This is a genomic window from Prauserella oleivorans, from assembly GCF_042685745.1.
In the GTDB taxonomy this organism is placed as follows: domain Bacteria; phylum Actinomycetota; class Actinomycetes; order Mycobacteriales; family Pseudonocardiaceae; genus Prauserella_A; species Prauserella_A oleivorans.
Genome location: NZ_JBHUNT010000001.1, coordinates 310,919 through 330,572, shown reverse-complemented (window position 1 = coordinate 330,572; position 19,654 = coordinate 310,919). Strand labels below are relative to the sequence as shown.

Annotated in this window: 21 protein-coding genes; 14 read left to right on the top strand and 7 right to left on the bottom strand. The window is 71.7% G+C overall.

The window, feature by feature from the left end; translation table 11 throughout:
• Positions 1–47 precede the first annotated feature (47 nt).
• Positions 48–1,292 carry a MinD/ParA family ATP-binding protein gene (locus ACFSZT_RS01550; RefSeq protein ID WP_377478380.1) on the top strand — a complete coding sequence of 415 codons (1,245 nt, stop codon included), beginning with the start codon at positions 48–50 and terminating at the stop codon, positions 1,290–1,292.
• A gap of 138 nt (positions 1,293–1,430) precedes the next feature.
• Here the strand turns inward: ACFSZT_RS01550 and ACFSZT_RS01545 are convergent, their stop codons facing one another.
• Both ACFSZT_RS01545 and ACFSZT_RS01540 read right to left on the bottom strand, forming a co-directional pair.
• Positions 1,431–1,616 (bottom strand): hypothetical protein, encoded by a 186-nt coding sequence (locus ACFSZT_RS01545; RefSeq protein ID WP_377387578.1) that lies wholly within the window; start codon positions 1,614–1,616, stop codon positions 1,431–1,433.
• A gap of 120 nt (positions 1,617–1,736) precedes the next feature.
• On the bottom strand, positions 1,737–1,946 hold the full coding sequence (locus ACFSZT_RS01540) for a BldC family transcriptional regulator (protein WP_377387575.1): 210 nt from the start codon (positions 1,944–1,946) through the stop codon (positions 1,737–1,739).
• A gap of 205 nt (positions 1,947–2,151) precedes the next feature.
• Between ACFSZT_RS01540 and ACFSZT_RS01535 the strand changes: the two genes are divergently transcribed.
• The 3 genes from ACFSZT_RS01535 to ACFSZT_RS01525 are packed head-to-tail and all read left to right on the top strand — an operon-like array spanning position 2,152 to position 3,983.
• Positions 2,152–2,640 carry an Lrp/AsnC family transcriptional regulator gene (locus ACFSZT_RS01535; RefSeq protein WP_377387572.1) on the top strand — a complete coding sequence of 163 codons (489 nt, stop codon included), beginning with the start codon at positions 2,152–2,154 and terminating at the stop codon, positions 2,638–2,640.
• 3 nt (positions 2,641–2,643) lie between these two features.
• Positions 2,644–2,922, top strand: a complete 279-nt coding sequence (locus tag ACFSZT_RS01530; protein ID WP_377387569.1) for a DUF4229 domain-containing protein — start codon at positions 2,644–2,646, stop codon at positions 2,920–2,922.
• Positions 2,919–3,983, top strand: a complete 1,065-nt coding sequence (locus ACFSZT_RS01525) for a PLP-dependent cysteine synthase family protein (RefSeq protein WP_377387567.1) — start codon at positions 2,919–2,921, stop codon at positions 3,981–3,983. The genes ACFSZT_RS01530 and ACFSZT_RS01525 overlap by 4 nt, the downstream gene beginning before the upstream one ends.
• Here the strand turns inward: ACFSZT_RS01525 and ACFSZT_RS01520 are convergent.
• The 4 genes from ACFSZT_RS01520 to ACFSZT_RS01505 all read right to left on the bottom strand — a co-directional run bounded on the left by ACFSZT_RS01520 (position 3,973) and on the right by ACFSZT_RS01505 (position 8,145).
• Positions 3,973–4,848, bottom strand: coding sequence for a 1,4-dihydroxy-2-naphthoate polyprenyltransferase (locus ACFSZT_RS01520; protein WP_377387564.1), 876 nt, complete (start codon positions 4,846–4,848; stop codon positions 3,973–3,975). The genes ACFSZT_RS01525 and ACFSZT_RS01520 overlap by 11 nt on opposite strands.
• Before the next feature lie 64 nt (positions 4,849–4,912).
• Positions 4,913–6,004 (bottom strand): hypothetical protein, encoded by a 1,092-nt coding sequence (locus ACFSZT_RS01515; protein ID WP_377387562.1) that lies wholly within the window; start codon positions 6,002–6,004, stop codon positions 4,913–4,915.
• A 75-nt stretch (positions 6,005–6,079) separates the two neighbouring features.
• Entirely contained in the window at positions 6,080–7,222 is a 1,143-nt protein-coding gene (gene menE / locus ACFSZT_RS01510; protein ID WP_377387559.1) for an o-succinylbenzoate--CoA ligase, read from the bottom strand.
• The gene (locus ACFSZT_RS01505) at positions 7,222–8,145 is read right to left on the bottom strand and encodes a 1,4-dihydroxy-2-naphthoyl-CoA synthase (RefSeq protein WP_377387556.1); all 924 of its coding nucleotides are present in this window, start codon (positions 8,143–8,145) and stop codon (positions 7,222–7,224) included. Before ACFSZT_RS01505 ends, menE begins: the two co-directional genes overlap by 1 nt.
• 90 nt (positions 8,146–8,235) lie before the next feature.
• Here ACFSZT_RS01505 and menD point away from each other — a divergent pair, with 90 nt between their 5' ends.
• The 4 genes from menD (at position 8,236) to ACFSZT_RS01485 (ending at position 12,524) form a co-directional block, all read left to right on the top strand.
• Positions 8,236–9,915, top strand: a complete 1,680-nt coding sequence (gene menD, locus ACFSZT_RS01500; RefSeq protein ID WP_377387553.1) for a 2-succinyl-5-enolpyruvyl-6-hydroxy-3-cyclohexene-1-carboxylic-acid synthase — start codon at positions 8,236–8,238, stop codon at positions 9,913–9,915.
• A 634-nt stretch (positions 9,916–10,549) separates the two neighbouring features.
• Positions 10,550–11,020 (top strand): DUF3592 domain-containing protein, encoded by a 471-nt coding sequence (locus ACFSZT_RS01495; protein ID WP_377387550.1) that lies wholly within the window; start codon positions 10,550–10,552, stop codon positions 11,018–11,020.
• Positions 11,021–11,419: 399 nt separating this feature from the next.
• A complete protein-coding gene (locus ACFSZT_RS01490; RefSeq protein ID WP_377387547.1) occupies positions 11,420–11,986 on the top strand; it encodes a DUF222 domain-containing protein in 567 nt (188 codons plus the stop codon).
• The gene (locus ACFSZT_RS01485; protein WP_377387544.1) at positions 11,940–12,524 is read left to right on the top strand and encodes an HNH endonuclease; all 585 of its coding nucleotides are present in this window, start codon (positions 11,940–11,942) and stop codon (positions 12,522–12,524) included. The genes ACFSZT_RS01490 and ACFSZT_RS01485 overlap by 47 nt, the downstream gene beginning before the upstream one ends.
• Positions 12,525–12,952: 428 nt before the next feature.
• Here ACFSZT_RS01485 and ACFSZT_RS01480 read toward each other — a convergent pair whose 3' ends face one another.
• Positions 12,953–13,786 carry an inositol monophosphatase family protein gene (locus tag ACFSZT_RS01480; RefSeq protein WP_377387541.1) on the bottom strand — a complete coding sequence of 278 codons (834 nt, stop codon included), beginning with the start codon at positions 13,784–13,786 and terminating at the stop codon, positions 12,953–12,955.
• 175 nt (positions 13,787–13,961) lie between these two features.
• On the opposite strand from ACFSZT_RS01480, the gene ACFSZT_RS01475 reads away from it, so the two are divergent.
• The 6 genes from ACFSZT_RS01475 to ACFSZT_RS01450 all read left to right on the top strand — a co-directional run bounded on the left by ACFSZT_RS01475 (position 13,962) and on the right by ACFSZT_RS01450 (position 19,647).
• Positions 13,962–15,080, top strand: coding sequence for a glycosyltransferase family 4 protein (locus ACFSZT_RS01475; RefSeq protein ID WP_377387538.1), 1,119 nt, complete (start codon positions 13,962–13,964; stop codon positions 15,078–15,080).
• Positions 15,080–16,186 (top strand): glycosyltransferase, encoded by a 1,107-nt coding sequence (locus ACFSZT_RS01470; RefSeq protein ID WP_377387535.1) that lies wholly within the window; start codon positions 15,080–15,082, stop codon positions 16,184–16,186. Before ACFSZT_RS01475 ends, ACFSZT_RS01470 begins: the two co-directional genes overlap by 1 nt.
• A gap of 56 nt (positions 16,187–16,242) precedes the next feature.
• Positions 16,243–16,947 carry a demethylmenaquinone methyltransferase gene (locus tag ACFSZT_RS01465; RefSeq protein WP_377387533.1) on the top strand — a complete coding sequence of 235 codons (705 nt, stop codon included), beginning with the start codon at positions 16,243–16,245 and terminating at the stop codon, positions 16,945–16,947.
• 62 nt (positions 16,948–17,009) lie between these two features.
• Positions 17,010–18,281 carry a geranylgeranyl reductase family protein gene (locus ACFSZT_RS01460; RefSeq protein WP_377387530.1) on the top strand — a complete coding sequence of 424 codons (1,272 nt, stop codon included), beginning with the start codon at positions 17,010–17,012 and terminating at the stop codon, positions 18,279–18,281.
• Positions 18,282–18,674: 393 nt separating this feature from the next.
• Positions 18,675–19,094 carry an NADH-quinone oxidoreductase subunit A gene (locus ACFSZT_RS01455; protein ID WP_377387527.1) on the top strand — a complete coding sequence of 140 codons (420 nt, stop codon included), beginning with the start codon at positions 18,675–18,677 and terminating at the stop codon, positions 19,092–19,094.
• A 4-nt stretch (positions 19,095–19,098) separates the two neighbouring features.
• Positions 19,099–19,647, top strand: a complete 549-nt coding sequence (locus tag ACFSZT_RS01450; RefSeq protein ID WP_377387524.1) for a NuoB/complex I 20 kDa subunit family protein — start codon at positions 19,099–19,101, stop codon at positions 19,645–19,647.
• The last annotated feature ends 7 nt before the right edge of the window (positions 19,648–19,654 follow it).

The following is a 19,654-nucleotide window of genomic DNA, read 5'->3' as shown; positions in this document are numbered from 1 at the left end:
GGCGGTTAACGTCGCAGGCGTAGGCAGAGGGGAGACACCTCGCAACCATCGGAGGAATGAACGCGGTGACCGCACCCAACGATCCCGGCGGGCAGGAATCGCCGCTCTTTTCCGAGGCGAGTACGGATTCGACGGCCCACCCGGCGCAACCGGCGCAACAGCAGCTGGGCGTTCAGGCACAACCAATGCAGCCGGTACAACCACCACAAGCCCAACCGGCCCAGCCACCGGCCGCGCAGTACCCCGCTCAGCAGCCGGGCTATGACCCGAACCTCCCGCCGCTGACCCCGCAACCGCAGTACGGGCACGGCAACGGCGCGCAGCCGCCCCTGCCGCAGCCTCAGCGCGGCCGGCAGCAGGCCGTGGGTACCGACCTCACCGGCGCGCAGCTGGTGCGGCGCGTGAAGCGGGCACCGCAGTCGGGCTGGCGCAAGGCGCTCTACCTCGGCACGGGCAAGCTCGTCAACCCCGGGGAGGGGCCTGCCGACCGCAGGCGGCGGGAGCTGATCGCACGGGTCAACCAGCCGCTGCGCGGCTGCTACAAGATCGGTCTGCTGAGCCTCAAGGGCGGGGTGGGCAAGACCACCACCACGACGACGCTCGGCTCCACGTTCGCATCCCTGCGCGGTGACCGGGTCATCGCCGTCGACGCCAACCCGGACCGGGGCACGTTGTCGCAGAAGATCCCGATCGAGACGACGGCCACCGTCCGGCACCTGCTGCGGGACGCCGACCGCATCACGCGCTACAGCGATGTGCGGGCCTACACGTCCCAGGGGTCCAGCAGGCTCGAGATCCTGGCCAGCGAGCAGGATCCGGCCGTGTCGGAGGCGTTCTCCGAGCACGACTACCGGCGCACCGTCGACCTGCTCGAGCACTTCTACAACATCGTGCTCACCGACTGCGGCACCGGGCTGATGCACTCCGCCATGAAAGGTGTGCTGGACCTGGCGGACTCGCTGGTGATCGTGTCGTCCGGCTCGGTCGACGGGGCACGCAGCGCGTCGGCGACGCTCGACTGGCTCGACGCCCACGGCTACGGCGAGCTTGTGAAGCGCTCGGTGACGGTCATCAACTCCGTGCGCCCGAAGTCGGGGTCGGTCGATCTGGACAAGCTGACGGCACACTTCGCCGCGCGGACTCGAGGTGTCGTGCGGATTCCGTTCGACCCGCATCTGGAAGAGGGCGCGGAGATCGACCTGGACCGGCTGGAGAAGGCCACGCGGACCGCTCTGCTCGAACTCGCGGCTACCGTCGCGGACGGCTTCGCCAGCGACCGCATCGTCCGCTGAGCGCGCGAGTTTTCCGGGACGCGGCGCCGGGTGCGTGGTTCAGGCCGCGCCGAGTGGGCCCTTCACGCGCGTGACAGTGTGTGCGCCGCCGGACGTGGCGCCGCGCCCGCCGACGCCGGGTCGCGCACCGGGAACAGGTCAGCTCTTGTCGTCGTCGTCCGACGGCTTCTTGCTCTGCTCGCCGAGCTTGCGCAGGAACTCCGGGTCGTCGTCCGGAGCGATCGGGGCCTGTCGCGTCGCCACGCCGACTCGCTCGGCGCCGAGGACTCGCCACAACAGCACGGCAATGGTGAGGGCGCCGATCGCCGCGAGCAGGTAGAGCATGCTCGCTCCCTTCCGGTGCTACGCGAGTGGAATGGTGTTCCCCACGAGATTAGCCCTTTTGCCGGGTTCGGGGGCCGCGGAGGGTGCCCTACGCCGTTGGAGGGCACCGCAGGCCCGGCTTCAGGAACGCTTCGACTCGTCAGCGTCGGTGGTCAGCTCCGCGAGGAGCTCGTTGACCTCGGACTCGCGGAACCGGCGATGCCCGCCAGGGGTGCGAATCGAGCCGATGCGGCCTGCCGTCGCCCAGCGCGTCACCGTCTTCGGGTCCACTCGGAACAACGCGGCGACCTCGCCCGGTGTCAGCAGCCGTCCTCCCGTGGTCGCGGTCACTATCCGCCTCCTTCAACACCATGAGTGCTTTACCGGGAGCGCGGCGGATCTCCTGCTCGTTCAGCTACCGTCGTGCCCGGTCCCCAACGATTCCAATCGTCGCACTTCGCCCGTCAGGTACTCGAACGGTTGTCAGAGGGTAAAGAGGTAGTAAGGGACAAAAGGGCCGGTTCGGACATCTCAGTGCCCGACTAGCCTCAAGGTCGTGGATCAGCTCGATCGGAAGATCATCGCCGCACTCCGGGACAACGGCCGGGCCACCTACGCCGAGATCGCCAGGACGGTCGGCCTGTCGCCGTCGTCGGTGCACGAGCGCGTGGGCAAGCTGGAGGCGGCAGGCGTCATCACCGGCTACCACGCCATGGTGGATCCGCGCTCGGTCGGCCTGGGCGTCACCGCGCTGGTCGGCATCCAGCCCACCGACACCGCCTCGGACGACGAGGTCGCCGTCGCGCTCGGCGAGTTGCCCGAGGTGGAGAGCTGCTACGCGGTCGCGGGTGACGAGGCGTTCGTGGTCAAGGTCCGGGTGCGGACGGTCGACGAGCTCGAACGCACCATCGGCAGGCTGCGCCGCATCGACGGGGTCGCCCGCACACGCACCACCGTCGTCCTGTCCACGCGGTTCGAGGGCCGTCCGAACAACCGTGCGCTCGACCTGCCGGAAGACACGGCCACCGGCGGCGTAGCCTCGTAGAACGTGAGCGACGCACCACCCGGCACGCACCTGGCCCGCGATCTGACCTTCTACGTTCTCGCACGGTTCGCGCTGGTCGCCGTGGTCGCTGCCGTGCTGCTGCTGCTCGGCGTGCCACTGCTGGTGGCCCTCGCGGTCGCGCTCGTGGTCGGCCTGCCGCTCGGGCTGCTGCTGTTCCGCAACCTCAACGCCCGCGTGACCGCCGGCCTCGCCGCCCGCAACGAGCGGCGTGCGAAGGAGCGCGCGAGGCTGCGCGCCCAGCTTCGCGGCGAGGACCAGTGAACGACGCCTGGGTGCGTGAGGCCATCCGGATCATCGAGGCCGACGCCAACCGCAGCGCGGACACGCACCTGCTCGTCTTCCCGTTGCCCCCCGAGTGGGGCATCGACCTCTACCTGAAGGACGAGTCCGTCCACCCCACCGGGTCGCTCAAGCACCGGCTGGCCCGCTCGTTGCTGCTCTACGGGCTCGTGAACGGGCAGATCGGCCCGGACACCACGCTCGTCGAGGCGTCCAGCGGGTCGACCGCCGTCTCCGAGGCCTACTTCGCGCGGATGCTGGGGCTGCCGTTCGTCACGGTCGTGCCGCGCAAGACGAGCCAGGAGAAGATCGACCTCATCGAGTTCTACGGCGGGCGGTGCCATTTCGTGGACCGGCCGCCGGAGATGTACACCGAGGCCGAGCGCCTTGCCGCCGAGTGCGGCGGGCACTACCTCGACCAGTTCACCCATGCCGAGCGGGCCACCGACTGGCGCGGCAACAACAACATCGCCGAGTCGGTGTTCACCCAGATGCGGGCGGAACGGCATCCCATCCCGTCGTGGATCGTCGTCGGCGCGGGCACGGGCGGGACGAGTGCGACGTTCGGCCGGTACGTGCGCTACCGCCGCCACGAGACGAAGATCGCCGTGGTCGACCCCGAGAACTCGGCGTTCTACGGCGCCTGGCAGACCGGTGCGCGGGACTACACCACCGGCATGCCGTCCCGGATCGAGGGCATCGGCAGGCCCCGCGTCGAACCGTCGTTCGTGCCGGAGGTGATCGACGAGATGTTCCAGGTGCCGGACGCAGGTTCGCTGGCCGCGATCCGGTTCCTGCGCGAGCAGACCGGGCACTGGGCGGGCGGCTCCACCGGTACCAACCTCTACGGCGCGTTCACGCTGATCTCGCGGATGCTCGCGAACGGCGAGCAGGGCAGCGTGGTGACGCTGCTGTGCGACGGGGGCGAACGCTACGCCAACACCTACTACAACGACGCGTGGATCGCCGAGCGCGGCCTGGACCTGGCGCCGCACCTCGAGGCCATGCAACGGTTCCTGGAGACCGGCGAGTTCACTGGCTGAACGCCAGCGCGGCCCCGGTCAGCACGCCCCACGCCAGCATCGCCATGCCGGTGTCCCGCAGCACGGGGATCAGCGAGCGCCCGGTGCCGCCACCCGCCACGACGCGGACCGGCACCACCAGCAACGGCGCGGCGAGGAGCCCCAGCAGCGCGAGCGGGTGCGCGACGCCCAGCGCCACCGTCAGCACGAACGGCACGGCCACGAGCGCCAGGTACAGCCTGCGCGTCCCGGCGTCGCCGAGCAGGACCGCCAGCGTGCGCTTGCCCACCTCCCGGTCGGTGGGGATGTCGCGCAGGTTGTTGGCCACCAGCACCGCCGAGGACAGGCAGCCGACCGCGACCGCGCAGCCGAGCGCCTCCCAGCTCACCGTGCCCGCCTGGATGTACACCGTGCCGAGCACCGCGGCGAGCCCGAAGAAGACGAACACGGCGACCTCGCCGAGCCCCGCGTACCCGTACGGCCGCTTGCCGCCCGTGTAGAACCACGCGCCCGCCAGGCACAGCGCGCCCAGCGCGAGCAGCCACCAGTACCCGCTGACGGCCACCAGCACGAGCCCGAGGACACCCGCCAGACCCAGGCACCCGAGCGCGGCGGCCAGCACGGCCTTGGGCTCGGCCGCGCCGGACCCGACGAGCCGCAGCGGGCCGACCCGGTCGGCGTCGGTGCCTCGCACGCCGTCGGAGTAGTCGTTGGCGAAGTTCACGCCGACGATCAGCGCGAGCGCCACCAGCAGGGCGAGCAAGGACCGCCACCACGAGAACGCCTCCAGCTGCACCGCGGCGCCGACGCCCGCGAGCACCGGTGCGACGGCGTTGGGCAGCGTCCGCGGCCGCGCGCCCTCGATCCACTCTGCGACTGTCGCCATGCCGTCATTCTTTCGCGTTCTTTCGCGGCACCCGCGGCCGGCCGTCGGCTCCGGCGGGCACACGTCAGCAGGCGGCGGCGGCCAGACCCGGGCGGACGTAGGCGGCGGAGACGTACTTGCCGGGGGCGAGCCGGTACCAGCGCGTGGTCGTGCCCTGCGTGCCGTGCAGTTGCTGGCCGGACCGGTGGCAGTCGACGCGCACGCGCGCGTGCCGGGCGGCGTAGCCGACATGGGCCGCACCGGCGTTCGGGGCCGCGCGGACCTTGAGCGCCCACCCGGGCGTCTCGACCGTCCCCCACGGCCCCGAGCCGGTCCACTGGTAGGTGACGTCCACCCAGCTGTTGGCCGCGAGGCCGAGGGCGTCCCAGAACGTGCCGTCGGCGAGGTCGATGCCCGCCGGGTTGCGGACGCGCCTGCCGAACTGGTCCTTCCCGCCGTGGTAGCCGTCCTGGTAGGCGGCCTGCGCCTGCGGCAGCCCGTGGGGCAGGTCGCGCCACGACTGGCGCGCGACGTTCCAGTGGTCGTCGGTGATGTTCCACGGCCCGACGTCCCACACCGGCGCCCACGCGCACCGGTGACCGCCGACGGTGCAGACCCGGACCGTGTACTCGCCGCCGGAGCGGCTCGCCAGCCCGCGCCGGGACGGCAGCGCCACGAAGTGATCGCGGGTCCGGATGACGTGCCCGTTCGCCGTCGTGCCGCCCACCAGGCCCTCCCGGGTGGCGAAGATGCGGAATGTGTCCATACGCGCCGCGCGGGGGCGCGCCGCCGGGTCCCGCCACGCGGTCAGCGTCACCGTGCCCGGGCCGGAGGCCGCGGTGTGCACGAGCCGCACCTGGACGTCGTGGCTCTCCGGCAGCACCGCGGGCGTCGGTGTCCACTCCGACCACATGCCGTCCGGGCGCAGTGACCGGACGTCGACCGTGGTGCCCGCCGCCGGCGTGGCGGTGACGGTGTTGACGGGGATGTCGAGGCGGGTGGGTGCCACGTCGTGCACCGCGAACGGAGCGGCGGGTGCGCTGCGCGGCACGGCCACCGTCCACGTCCGGGAGGCAGCGCGTCCCTCCGCGGGCGCCGGGACGAGGGCGAGCACCACCGGCACTACGGTCAGCGCGAAGAGCGCTCGCACCGACGATCCGCGTACGGAACGGCCCATGCGAGCAGCCAAGCAGGGGATCTGGCCTGGTCAACGCGGCTCGGTGGGCCGGGCGTGCGAGTCCAGCCTGCAGAGCTACCCCGCGAGGGTGGCCCGCACCGCGGCGCGGTCGACCTTGCCGGGGCCGATCAGCGGCAACTCGGAGACGTACCGCAGCCGTTTGGGCACCGCGGCGCGGCCCAGCCGCTCCCGGACCGCGGCCCGCAGGTCCGCCTCAGGCGGCGGGTCCCCGGCGGGCACGACGGCCGCGGCGATCAGCTGGCCCCACTCCGGGTCCGGCAGCGCGACCACACACGCCGCACGCACGGCCGGGTGTGCGGTCAGCACGCGTTCGACACCGCTCGCCGGCACCTTCACGCCGCCGGTGTTGATGACGTCGTCCACGCGCCCGAGGACCTCCAGACGCCCGTCGTCGTGCAGGCGGCCCAGGTCGCTGGTGCGGAACCAGCCGTCTGGGGAGAACGCCTGCCCGGTGAGGTCGGGGCGCAGCCGGTAGCCGTGGGTGAGTACCGGGCCGGAGAGCTCGATCCGGTCACCCGCGCCCAGCCGCACCCGCACGTCGTCGAGCGGCACGCCCTCGTAGACGCAGCCGCTCGCCGTCTCGCTCATGCCGTAGGAGGAGATCGCCCGGACACCGGCGGCCTCGGCGCGGGCGCGCAGCCGGTCGTCGAACCGCGCGCCGCCGAGCACGATCGCGTCGAACCCCTCCGCGACGGCGCCGCCCGCGTCGAGGAGCCGGGCGAGCTGGGTCGGCACCAGCGCCGTGTAGTGCGGACCGGGACGCCGGAACAGCGCGCGGGCCGCCTCGGCGAAGGCGTCCGGGTCGAAACCGGCCGAGGTGTCCAGCACGACGGGAGCCGACCCGGCGAGGTGGGCACGGGTCAGCACCTGCAGCCCGCCGACGTAGTTCGCCGGTGACGCCAGCAGCCACCGGCCCGGGCCACCGAGCCGGGCGTGCGTGGCGTTCGCCGAGGTCAGCAGCGCCCGCGCCGACAGCAGCACGCCCTTCGGCCCGCCCGTCGAGCCGGACGTCGGGATGATCACCGCCGTGTCCGGTTCCACGGGCTCGTCCGGCGCCATCGCGTCGCGCAGCTCCGGTGCCGCGGGGTTGCGCGGGTCGAGCGGCAGCACGGCCGGGCCGCCGTCGAGTGCCTCCAGCAATGCCCTGCGGAGCTCGTCGACGGAGTCCGGTCCGCCGTCGGTCCAGACGACGCGCATCAGTAGTAGTACGGGAACGGCGTCCAGTCGGGTTCGCGCTTCTCCAGGAAGGCGTCCCGGCCCTCGACGGCCTCGTCCTGCATGTAGGCCAGCCGCGTGGTCTCGCCCGCGAACACCTGCTGGCCCACCAGGCCGTCGTCGATGAGGTTGAACGAGTACTTGAGCATGCGCTGGGCCGTCGGCGACTTGCCCAGCACCGCCCACGCCCAGTCCAGCGCGGTGCTCTCCAGCTCGGCGTGCGGAACCGCCCGGTTCACCGCGCCCATCGCGTGCGCCTCCTCGGCGGTGTACGCGCGGCCCAGGAAGAAGATCTCCCGCGCGAACTTCTGGCCCACCTGACGCGCCAGGTACGCCGAGCCGAACCCGCCGTCGAACGACCCCACGTCGGCGTCGGTCTGCTTGAACATGCCGTGCTCGGCGGAGGCCAGCGTGAGATCGCACACGACGTGCAGCGAGTGGCCACCGCCCGCCGCCCAGCCCGGCACCACCGCGATGACGACCTTCGGCATGAACCGGATCAGCCGCTGGACCTCGAGAATGTGCAGCCTGCCTGCTCGCGCGGGGTCGACCGTGTCGGACGTCTCGCCGCTCGCGTACTGATAGCCGGAGCGTCCGCGAATACGCTGGTCACCACCGGAGCAGAACGCCCAGCCGCCGTCGCGGGGCGACGGGCCGTTCCCGGTGAGCAGGACGCAGCCGACATCGGGGCTCATCCTGGCGTGGTCGAGCGCGCGGTAGAGCTCGTCGACGGTGTGCGGCCGGAAGGCGTTACGCACCTCGGGCCGGTCGAAGGCCACCCGGACGACGCGCTTGCCGGAACGGCTTTCCGTGGAACGGTGGTAGGTGATGTCGGTGAAATCGAACCCCTCGACCTTGGTCCATGCGGCCGGGTCGAACAGTTCGGATACCTGGGCGTCATCCACGCCTGGGAGAATAGTCGCCGCAAGAGTCCGTCCCGCTGGAGGCGTGATCGGCTTCGGTGTAGTCCACGTGCCTGATGAGGGGGCTCGTTCGTGAACCCTTCCACCGCGCAGGCGAGGGTCATCGTCGACGAGCTTGTCCGCAACACCGTCTCCCACGTGGTCCTGTGCCCGGGTTCGCGCAACGCGCCGCTGTCGCTGGCCCTCCACGACGCCGCGTCCGCGGGCAAGCTGACGTTGCACGTCCGCATCGACGAGCGCGGCGCCGGTTTCCTCGCGCTGGGCATCGCGGCCCGGACCGGACGCCCGGTGGCGCTGGTGTGCACGTCCGGCACGGCGGCGGCCAACTTCCATCCCGCCGTGCTCGAGGCCGACCGCGCCGGTGTGCCGCTCATGGTGCTCACCGCCGACCGGCCGCCCGAGCTGCGCGCCGCCGGCGCGAACCAGGTGATCGAGCAGCAGCACCTGTACGGCTCGGCCGTCCGCTACTTCGACGAGCTGGCCGTCGCCGAGCGCCGGGCCGGGCAGAACGCCTACTGGCGCAGCCAGGTGTGCCGGGCGTGGAACGCAGCGTACGGCGAGTGGCGCTGCGGGCCCGTGCACCTCAACGTGCCCTTCCGCGAGCCGCTCGTGCCCGACGACTCCGACGCCGACGGCTGGTACGAGCCGCTGGAGGGCCGCCCGCAGGGTGCCCGATGGACGGAACTGCCGGACTTCGGCGCGCTGCCGTCGTTCGTGGTGCCCGCGGCGCGGCAGGGCCTGGTCATCGCCTGTGACGCCGGGGCGCGCGCGGCCAGCGAGTGGGCGGAGGAACACGGCTGGCCGGTGCTGTCCGAGACCGGCGGGCTCGGCCTCGGCGGGTCGACCGCGATCTCGGGCGGCGCCTGGCTGCTCGCCATCGAGGAGTTCCTCGCCGAGCACAAGCCCGAGCAGGTGCTGTGCATCGGCAGGCCGACGGTGTTCCGGCAGGTGCAGCGGCTGCTGTCGGACCCGGCCGTGGAGGTGCTGCTCGTCCGGCCCGACTCGGACTGGCCCGCGCCCGCGCACAACGTCCGTCAGGTGGGGCAGTGGTTCGACGCGCCGACCAAGCCCTCCGACCCGGAATGGCTCGCACGCTGGCAACGGGCCGACGCCGCGGCCACGCAGGCCGTGCACGAGACGCTCGCCGCCGAGCCGTGGCCGAGCGGGCTGCGAGTGGCCGAGGAGCTCGTGCGGGAGCTGCCGAAGGACTCGCTGCTGGTGGTCGGCTCGTCCAACCCGGCACGTGACGTCGCGCTCGTCGGCGGCCTGCGACCAGACGTGCTGGTGCACCGCAACCGCGGCGTCGCGGGCATCGACGGCACCGTCTCGACCGCGATCGGTGCCGCCACCGTGCACCGCGGTCCGTCGTACGCGCTGCTGGGCGACCTGACGTTCCTGCACGACATCAACGGCCTGCTCATCGGGCCCGAGGAGGAGCGGCCGGACCTGACGATCGTCGTGTTCAACGACGACGGCGGCGGCATCTTCACCCTGCTCGAACAGGGCGCGCCCGAACACAGCGCCGGCTTCGAACGTGTGTTCGGCACCCCGCACGGTGCCGACCTCGCCGCCCTGTGCGCGGGCTACCACGTGCCGTATCGGAGGGCGGAGACGCTCGCCGGTTTCCGCGAGGCCCTGGCTCCCGAGCCGGGCCTGCGTGTGGTGGAGGTGCGCGCGGATCGGTCCCGGCATCGTGACCTGCACGCCCGGCTGCGCGAGGCGGTGACGGCCGCGGTCCTCGGGTCGCGGTGAGGCTCGGTTTCCGGGGCCGGGTCGGTGGGGCTCGGGCGGTCGGTGGCCTGCTGTGTGGCTGTCGGGTCGGCTCGGTGAGCTGCCATTGCTGCAGGTGGGCGGCCTTGGGCGTTTGGCTACCTGTCGCCGATGGGCTGTGGCTTGCGGTGCGGCTGTCGGGGCGGCTCGGTGAGCTGCCGTCGGCCGTTTGGTGATCCGCTGCTCCGGCAGCGCAGGGCACGGCGGGCGACCCCTGTACGGCTGCCCCGGGCGCGGGAGGATGGCCTCGTTTGGCCACCTGTTGCCCGACTGCTGCGGCTGGGGTGTGCCAGCTGCCGTGCAATTGCCACGGGCGGGGCGGACCGCGCGGCCCGGCTGCCTCGGGCGGGTGGCCGGGTCCGGATGGGCGGCGGCCCCGGCCGTCCGGCTGCCTCGGGCGGGCTCGCCGGTTACCCGTCGACCGGCGGCTCGTGGAGCATGCCGCCCCGGCTCCGGCGGCTGGCGTGCCCAGCGACCCGCGACGCTTGTGCGGCCAGCAGCGGCCCGGGGCCGGGCCGTGCCGGTTGTTCCGTGTCGTGCAGGTCGTTCCGGTCGGGGCGGCCTCCGCGACGGCAACGCCCGGCCGATCGGTGAGCGCGGTCGATATGCTCGCCGGGTGAGCCCCACCAGCCCTGCGAACGAGCGCGCATGGCGAATCGGCGCGTGGGCGGTCCTAGGTGTGGCCGCCGTCATCACGCTGCTGTGTGCCGTGTTGGTGTTCGCGGCCCTGCGCAACGACCGGGCCATCGCGGCGAATCCCGGCACCGCCACGGCGCAGGTGGAGCAAGTCGTGTTCGACCGCACGATCATCCGCTACGAGACGCCGGACGGCGTGGCTCACAGCCCCTCCAACGGCGTCCTCTACCCGGACGGACTCACCGCCGGCCAGCTGGTGCGCATCGAGTACGACACCACGAACCCCGACCTGGCCAAGGTGGCCGGACGTACCTGGCTGCTCAGCCTCCTGCCCGCGGGAACGACGGTGCTCTTCAGCTGGCTCGTCGCGGGACCACTGCTGTGGTGGCTGCGCTCACGGGCAGGCGGCACACTCCGTCGGCGCGCCAAGCCGGTGGCGGCGGGCACGTAGGGCGCATGTGGTAGACCGCGTGTCGGGTCACTGGCTGTTGCCGGGCTCGGGGCTAGCGGGTAATCGCCGTGTGCGCCGCTCCCGTCGCCGTGTCCGCCGTTCCCGTCGCCGTGTCTGCGGTTCCGGTAGCCGTGGGCGCCGTCCATGGCAATGAATTCGTTCGACGCTGACAGAAGGCCGGAATTTCCGTCAGGGGACCATTGGTGTGGTTGCCTTGGTTGCCTAGGTGGTTGGGTTTCAGGCACGCCTTCGGCGCACCGTGGGAAACTGCCGCTTCACGCATCACCGCTCATTGTCTGATCGCTAGCGGCAGTTCCCCACGGAACGGGCATCGTGGTCACGTTCCGTTGTTTGCGGCTTCACCCATATGATTCGGTATTTCCCGGTAGAATTGTGGGCATGGGGGAAAGTTCTATCGAGCGCCTGGTCGAGCTGGAGCGCGAGATCGCTCGGCTGCAGGCGTTGCAGATGCGGGCTTTGGCGGAATATTCGGCGTCGCGGGATGATGCTGCGGATGTGGCGTCGGAAGTGGCGCTGGCGTTGGCGATTTCGGAGAATGCGGCGCGGATCAAAATAGGATTGGCGCGGGATCTGATGACCCGGCTTCCCGAAACGTTGGGTGCGTTGTCGCGGGGCGAGATTGATCTGCACAAGGCGTCGAAAGTGTCGGAACCAACCTCGGTGTTGTCCGATGACATGGCCGGGGAAGTGGATGCGCTGGTCTCCGGGCGGTTGGTGGGGCGGGATGCCTCGTCGATTCGGCGGATGGTGAACCGTGCGGTGTACAAGGTCGATCCGGAGGGTGCTGCGGCGCGGGCGGAGGCGCGGCGGCGGGAACGGCGGGTGGAGTTGCGGCACGGCGATGATGCGATGGCCACGTTGACCGCCGAGCTGCCCGCCGAGGTGGCCTCGGCGGCGTATGCGCGGATCGATCGGTGTGCGCCGGGCGCTGCGCAACGCCGGTGACGGCCGGACCATGGACCAGCTGCGGGCGGACGTGTTCGCCGGCCTGCTGCTCAGCGGGACTCCGGGCGAGGCATCGGTGCGGGCGGAGGTGTTCGTGTACATCGACGTCGCCGCCCTGGCCGGTTTGTCGACCAACCCTGCCGAGCTCGCCGGGCACGGACCACTCCCGGCGCCGATCGCGCGGGCCATCGCCTTCGACCCGAACTCGACCTGGCGGCGGATCATCACCGACCCGCACACCGGCGCCCCGCTCGACGTGGGCCGCACCCGCTACCGGCCACCGGCCGTCACCGCCGACCATGTGAAGGTCCGCGACCGCGAATGCCGCTTCCCCACCTGCCACCGCCCCGCCCACGACAGCGACCTCGACCACGTCGTCCCGTACCAGCGTGGCGGCGACACCAACACCGCCAACCTGATCGGCCTCTGCCGCCGCCACCACCGCACCAAACACACCCCCGGCTGGCACTTCCACCTCACCGACACCGGCCAACTCCACATCACCACCCCGGCTGGGCGCAGGTATCGATCGCCATAACATGCCCGCTGGAGCCGGGCGCACGGTCGGCTCAGCCACGTCGGCGCGCTGAAGACGGCGCGCTGGCGACTTCGGGCAGCTCTGGGAGTGTCCGACCTTCAGGTGTTGGCAAGTCGAGGGCAACGACGTCTCTGGCGGTCTCGGCGGCCGTGGCACAACGTCACGAGCGCTCAGGCAACACGAACGGTGGGTCGAAACCATCGGACTACGGGGCCCAGCACCGCCACCGGCCGAGGCATCGGCGCCGACCGGGTCGTCGGAACCGCGAGTCGCCGGAGTCACCGGGTGACCGAAACCGACCGGGTCACCGCGACCGACCGACCCTCCTGGACCGACCGGGTCGCCGCGACCGACCGACCCACCGGGGCCGACCGAACCCCGCCAAACCCACCGAACCCGCCACCCCCGAACCCGCCACCCGACCCCGCTCAGCTCTCCGGGCCGGCGCCCGGCCACCAGGACAGCACCTCGCCGGCCACGCCGGGCGCCGCGACGAGCAGGCCGTCGGTGGGCAGGGGAGTCTCGCCGCCCCGCCGGTCCAGCACCACGGCACCCGCCTCGCGGGCGAGCGCCACGGCACCGGCGACGTCCCACTCGTGGTAGCGGTGCAGCACCGCGGCTGCCGCGTGACCCAGCGCGACCTGCGCGATCGACAACGCCGCCGACCCCAGGATCCGGACGCCCGCGTGGGCGGCGGCGGCGTTCTCGATGAAGGCATCCATGCCGGGCCAGGCGCCGTTGCGGTCGAGCTCGGTGCACACGATGGCGCCCGCCGTGCGGGTGCGTGCGGGCAACTCGAGCGGGCTGCCGTTGGCCCGCGCGCCGCGCCCGCGCGCGGCCGCGTAGATCTGCCCGCGATAGGGATCGGCGACCACGCCGACCACCGGGCCCGAGGCGTCCACCAGCGCCAGGCTGTAGGCACACCACGGGATGCCGGCGACGTAGTTGGCGGTGCCGTCCACGGGGTCCACCACCCAGTGGTACTCGGCGCGGTCGGCGCGGGCGTCGTAGCCGTACTCCTCGCCGATCACGGGGATTCCGGGGAACTCGGCGGTGAGCACGCGGCGAGTGTGCCGTTCGAGCGTCCGATCGGTGTCGGTGACCCAGTCGAACGGCGAGTCCTTGGTGTCCGGCCGCGCTCCGCGGCCCCCGGTCGCGGTGATCACGTCGGTGGCGTCGTTGGCCAGCCGGCCTGCCACCTCCAGGGCCTTGGAGAGCAGGCCCGGCTCGACGGGGCGGGCCAGGCGGGACAAGAGCGTCATGCCTCTCCAGCATGGACAAGACGAGTTTCCGGCACGCGAAGCGCAGATGACGAGTCGCTCGCCATTGGACGACGACTCGCGTGGGTTACGGCTGCCCGAAGAGTTCCGGCGGCGTTGGGCTGGCCGTTACGTGAGCGTGGCCGCGTCGATTTCGGCGGTTGCGACAGTGCTCGGCGTGCGAGTCGCCATCGTCACCGAGAGCTTCCTGCCGCAGGTGAACGGCGTGACCAACTCCGTGCTGCGGGTCGTGGAGCACCTGCGCGCCCGCGGCGACGACGTCCTCGTGGTCGCTCCGGGCGCCGGACCCGGCGAGTACCGGGGCGCGCCGGTGGTGCGGATCCCCGCCGTCGACCTGCCCGTCGTCAACTCCCTGCCGGTGGGCGTGCCGACGCGGACCGTGCTGACCGCGCTGGCCGGCTTCGCGCCGGACGTGGTGCACCTGGCGTCGCCGTTCGTGGTCGGGGCGCGCGGGCTGGCCGCCGCGCGGCGGCTCGGCGTGCCGACGGTGGCGGTGTACCAGACCGACGTCGCGGGCTTCGCCGCCGCGTACGGCCTCGGCCTCGGAGGGCGGGCCGCGTGGCGGTGGGTACGCAGGCTGCACTCGCGCGCGGACCGCACGCTCGCGCCTTCCACGCACTCGGTGCGGGAACTGCGGCTGCACGGCGTCCCACGTGTGCACCGGTGGGGCCGCGGGGTGGACATCGAGCGATTCGACCCGGCCCACGCCGACGCCGGACTGCGCGCACGGCTGGCGCCCGGCGGCGAGCTTGTGATCGGCTTCGTCGGCAGGCTGGCTCCGGAGAAGGAGGTCGACCGCCTGGCGGCACTCGGCGGTGTGCCCGGCGTGCGGCTGGTCGTCGTCGGCGACGGGCCCGACCTGGACCCGCTGCGCGCCCGCCTGCCCGACGCGGAGTTCCTCGGCGCGCGGTTCGGCGACGACCTGGCCAGGATCTACGCGAGCCTGGACGTGTTCGTCCACACCGGCCCGCACGAGACGTTCTGCCAGACCGTGCAGGAGGCCATGGCGTCGGGGCTGCCGGTGCTCGCGCCGGCCACGGGCGGGCCGCGTGACCTCGTCGACCACGGCAGCACCGGATACCTCCTGCCACCCGAGCGCGCGGAATTCATGGCGGCGCTGCCGGAGGCCGTCGACCTGCTGCGCGACGCCGGCACGCGCGAGCGGATGGGTGCCAGGGCACGGCGCACCGTACTCGGCCGGACGTGGCCCGCCGTGTGCGAGCAACTCGTCGGCCACTACGACGCGGTGCGAGGGCGGGTCCTGCGGGCGGCGTGATGCACATCGTCCAGCTCGCCAACTTCTACGGCCCGCGCTCGGGCGGGCTGCGGACGGCGCTGCACCACCTCGGCGCGGGCTACGTCGCAAGCGGGCACCGCGTGACGCTCGTTGTTCCCGGGCCACGGCACGCCGACGAGACCCTGCCCACCGGCGTCCGCCGGATCGCCCTGCCCGCGCCGAGGATCCCGGGCACCGGCGGGTACCGCGCCGTCGACCCGTGGCGGGTGCGCACCCTGCTGCAGGCACTGGCTCCGGACCGCCTGGAAGTGTCCGACCGGCTCACCCTGCGTGGCATGGGCACCTGGGCGCGCAGGCACGGTGTGCCGAGCGTCGTCATCTCCCACGAGCGGCTCGACCGGCTCCTCGAACAGTTCCTGCTGCCCGGTCCGGTCGCCAGGCGCGTCGCCGATGTCGCCAACCGCCGGATGGCCGCCAGCTACGACAAGGTCGTGTGCACCACGGCGTTCGCACGGGGCGAGTTCGACCGCATCGGCGCCCCGAACGTGCAGCGGGTACCACTCGGTGTGGACCTGCGCACATTCACGCCCGCCCTGCGCGACGACCGGCTCCGGCGCACCCTCGCGGCGGACGCCGACGCCCTCATCGTCCACTGTGGCCGGTTGTCGCCGGAGAAGCACGTGGAGCGCAGCGTGGACACGGTCGCCGAGCTCACCGAGAGCGGCGCCAAGGTGCGGCTCGTCGTCGCGGGTGACGGACCGAGACGGCGGGCGCTGGAACGGCGGGCACGCGGGCTTCCCGTGACGTTCCTCGGCTACGTCGCCGACCGCGGTGACGTGGCACGCCTGCTCGCCAACGCCGACGTCTCGCTCGCCCCCGGTCCACACGAGACGTTCGGGCTGGCGGCACTGGAGGCCCTCGCGTCGGGCACGCCGGTGGTGGTGTCGCGGTCGTCGGCGCTGCGGGAGATCGTCCGGCCGGGGTGTGGCGCGGCCGTCGCCGATCACGCGTCCGCCTTCGCCACGGCCGTCACCGGTCTGCTGCACAGTCCCGAACCGCAGCGCAGGCATGCCGCCCGCGCCCGGGCGGAGGAGTTCACCTGGCCCCGGTCGGTGAGCGGGATGCTCGCTGTGCTGGGCGGCTGAGACGCTCCCGCCACGGCCTGAACGGCGACGCGTCCCGTCACGGCTACTCTCTTGGCATGTCCCGAGCGAGCCTCGACAAGGATCCTCGCGAAGTAGCCGCCATGTTCGACGGAGTCGCGGCAGGCTACGACCGCGCGAACTCCGTGATGACGTTCGGCTTCGACCGGCGCTGGCGCATCACGACGGCCAAGGCGCTCGACGCCCGCGCGGGGGAGCGGGTGCTCGACCTCGCCGCCGGTACCGGCGTGTCCACCCAGGAGTACGCTCGCAACGGCGCGTGGTGCGTGGCCGCCGACTTCTCCCTCGGCATGCTCCGCAGCGGCCTGCACCGGGGCGTGCCGATGGTGGCCGCCGACGCGCTGCGTCTGCCGTTCGCGGACGACAGCTTCGACGCGGCGACCATCTCGTTCGGCATCCGCAACTTCGTCGACACCAAGGCCGCGCTCGCCGAGATACTGCGCGTCGTGCGTCCCGGCGGCCGGCTCGTGGTGTGTGAGGTGTCGACCCCGACCTTCGCGCCGATCCGCTTCGTCTACCGCAAGATCATCCTGCGGACGATGACGTGGCTGGGCCGCCGCGCCTCCTCCAACCCCGACGCCTACGGCTACCTCGCCGAGTCGATGCTCACGTGGCCCGACCAGCGCACTCTCGGCGAGATCATCGCGTCGGCGGGCTGGACCCAGGTGGAGTGGTTGAACCTCACCTTCGGCGTCGTCGCCGTCCACCGCGCCCGCAAGCCGACGGCTCCGGCGCCGTCCTGAGCGGGATCGGCACCTCGCACCCCCGAGCGACACGCCGCCCACGGTCGTGGTGAACTCGAAGCATGACTCAGGACGCCGAGGTCATCGTCGTCGGAGCCGGCCCCGCCGGCTCGACCGCCGCCACGTACCTCGCCCGCGCGGGCGTGGACGTGCTGCTGCTCGAGAAGACGACCTTCCCGCGCGAGAAGGTCTGCGGCGACGGCCTCACGCCGCGCGGCGTGAAACAGCTCATCGACCTCGGCCTCGATCTGAGCCCCGAGGCGGGCTGGACGTACAGCAAGGGCCTGCGCATCATCACCGGCGATTTGCAGCTCCAGCTCGACTGGCCCGAGCTCACGAGTTACCCGCCCTACGGCGTCTCCCGCACGCGCCACGACTTCGACGACCTGCTCGCCAAGACGGCCGTCAAGGCGGGCGCGCGGCTGCAGGAACGCACCACGGTCACCGGCGCGATCACCGACGAACGGACCGGTCGCGTCGTGGGCGTCGAGGGCAAGGCAGGCCCGGACAAGCGCCCGGTGACCTATCGCGCGCCGCTCGTCCTCGCCTGTGACGGCGTGTCGGCGCGGCTGGCGCTGTCGGTCGGCATCGAGAAGGACGACAAGCGGCCGATGGGTGTCGCCGTGCGCCGCTACTACAAGAGCCCGCGGCACAACGAGGACTACATCGAGGGGCATCTGGAGCTCTGGGACCGGCGCGACCCGCGTGAGCCGAAGCTGTTGCCGGGCTACGGCTGGGCGTTCCCGCTCGGCGACGGGACCGTCAACGTCGGGCTCGGGATGCTGTCCACCTCGGCGTCGTTCCGCAACATCGACTACCGGGCGCTGCTGCGGTCGTGGCTCGACTCCACTCCCGAGGAATGGGGCTACCGCGAGGAGAACGCCGTCGGCCGCATCGGCGGTGCCGGCCTGCCCATGGGCTTCAACCGCACGCCCCACTACCGCGACGGCATGCTCCTGCTCGGTGACGCGGGCGGGATGGTGAGCCCGTTCAACGGCGAGGGCATCTCGGCGGCCATGGAGTCGGCGCAGCTCGCGGCGGAGCACGTACTGCAGGCGCTCGCGCGGCCCGAGGGTCCGTCGCGCGAGCGGGCGCTCGCCGGCTATCCACGCGCGCTGTCCGAGCTCATGGGCGGCTACTACCGGCTCGGCAACGTGTTCGCCAAGCTGATCGGCAAGCCGAAGATCATGCGCGCGGCGACCAAGTACGGGCTGCGGATCGACGCGATCATCCCGCTCGTCTACAAGGGCCTGTCCGGCTGCTACGACGCGAAGGGCGGCGACGGCGTCGACCGGCTGATCTCGCTGCTGGCGCGCGTCACGCCGAGCGCCTGAACGTGGGATAGCTCACAGTACAGTCGTACTCGACGGGTCCGGATTGTCCGGAGATCGTTTTTGCGCAGGTAGTGCGGGTTGTGGCCACGGTGCGTGGCCGTGTGTGCACGCGTCAACTTAGGGTGCCCTTATACCACCAGGACTAGCGACAAGCGTGTGACTCGCGTCCTACACTGGCGCCATGCTTTGTGAACCGCTTCACAACCGCGCAGAGGAGATTGTGAAGTGTTTCACAAGCAACGAACGGGCTGGCAGCGGTGACAGAGGTGGATGAACACGTGGTGTAAGGGTGTCCTAACCCAAGGCGGTGTGAGCTAGATCCCTTAGTGTGCCGCCAGCAGTTGCACAGAACACACGTCCGATACGCAGCGGCGCGGAAAGGATGGTGCCGCAGTGAACTCCTCGGTTGCCTCGGCAGGGGTGGTGCTGGCACAGGGCGAGGAAGCCGGCATCGGTATCTACCTGCCGTTGGTGCTTCTGATCGTGCTCGCGCTCGCCTTCGCGGTGTTCTCCGTGTTGCTGGGCCCGCTCGTCGGTCCCAGCCGCTACAACAAGGCCAAGGTCTCGGCGTACGAGTGCGGCATCGAACCGTCACCGCAGCCGCTCGTCGGCTCGGGCCGGATGCCCGTCGCCTACTACATCACGGCGATGCTGTTCATCCTGTTCGACATCGAGATGGTGTTCCTCTTCCCGTACGCGGTGTCGGCGGATGCCCTGGGCCTGTGGGGACTCGCGGCGGTCGCCCTGTTCATCTCGACGTTCTTCATCGCCGACTTCTACGTGTGGCGGCGCGGCGGCCTGGATTGGAACTGAGGTCATGGGCATCGAGGAGAAGCTCCCCAACGGAATCCTGCTGGCCAAGCTGGAAAGCGTGGTCAACTGGGCGCGCAAGAACTCGCTGTGGCCCGCCACGTTCGGGCTCGCGTGCTGTGCCATCGAGATGATGACCACGGGCGGGTCCCGCTACGACATCGCGCGGTTCGGCATGGAGCGCTTCAGCGCCACCCCGCGGCAGGCCGACCTCATGATCGTCGCCGGCCGGGTGACGCAGAAGATGGCTCCGGTCCTGCGGCAGATCTACGACCAGATGGCCGAGCCTCGCTGGGTGCTGGCGATGGGCGTGTGCGCGTCGTCCGGCGGCATGTTCAACAACTACGCCGTCGTGCAGGGTGTCGACCACATCGTGCCCGTCGACATGTACCTGCCGGGCTGCCCGCCACGGCCGGAGATGTTGCTCGACGCGATTCTCAAGCTGCACGCCAAGATCCAGGACGAGCCGCTGAACGCGCGCCGCGCCCAGCTGCGGGCGGAGAGCGGGGCGCGGACCGAAATCGTCCCGTCGTCCGTCAAGTACGCGAAGAAGTAGGTCGACG

Bases quoted from the DNA above. Each gene is read 5' to 3' on its own strand.
- ACFSZT_RS01480 (WP_377387541.1), bottom strand. From the start codon at position 13,786: ATGACGCTCTTGTCCCGCCTGGCCCGCCCCGTCGAGCCGGGCCTGCTC.
- ACFSZT_RS01485 (WP_377387544.1), top strand. From the start codon at position 11,940: ATGCGCGGATCGATCGGTGTGCGCCGGGCGCTGCGCAACGCCGGTGAC.
- ACFSZT_RS01465 (WP_377387533.1), top strand. From the start codon at position 16,243: ATGTCCCGAGCGAGCCTCGACAAGGATCCTCGCGAAGTAGCCGCCATG.
- ACFSZT_RS01460 (WP_377387530.1), top strand. From the start codon at position 17,010: ATGACTCAGGACGCCGAGGTCATCGTCGTCGGAGCCGGCCCCGCCGGC.
- ACFSZT_RS01515 (WP_377387562.1), bottom strand. From the start codon at position 6,004: ATGGGCCGTTCCGTACGCGGATCGTCGGTGCGAGCGCTCTTCGCGCTG.
- ACFSZT_RS01545 (WP_377387578.1), bottom strand. From the start codon at position 1,616: ATGCTCTACCTGCTCGCGGCGATCGGCGCCCTCACCATTGCCGTGCTG.
- ACFSZT_RS01520 (WP_377387564.1), bottom strand. From the start codon at position 4,848: ATGGCGACAGTCGCAGAGTGGATCGAGGGCGCGCGGCCGCGGACGCTG.
- ACFSZT_RS01470 (WP_377387535.1), top strand. From the start codon at position 15,080: ATGCACATCGTCCAGCTCGCCAACTTCTACGGCCCGCGCTCGGGCGGG.
- ACFSZT_RS01490 (WP_377387547.1), top strand. From the start codon at position 11,420: ATGGGGGAAAGTTCTATCGAGCGCCTGGTCGAGCTGGAGCGCGAGATC.
- ACFSZT_RS01450 (WP_377387524.1), top strand. From the start codon at position 19,099: ATGGGCATCGAGGAGAAGCTCCCCAACGGAATCCTGCTGGCCAAGCTG.
- menE (WP_377387559.1), bottom strand. From the start codon at position 7,222: ATGCGCGTCGTCTGGACCGACGGCGGACCGGACTCCGTCGACGAGCTC.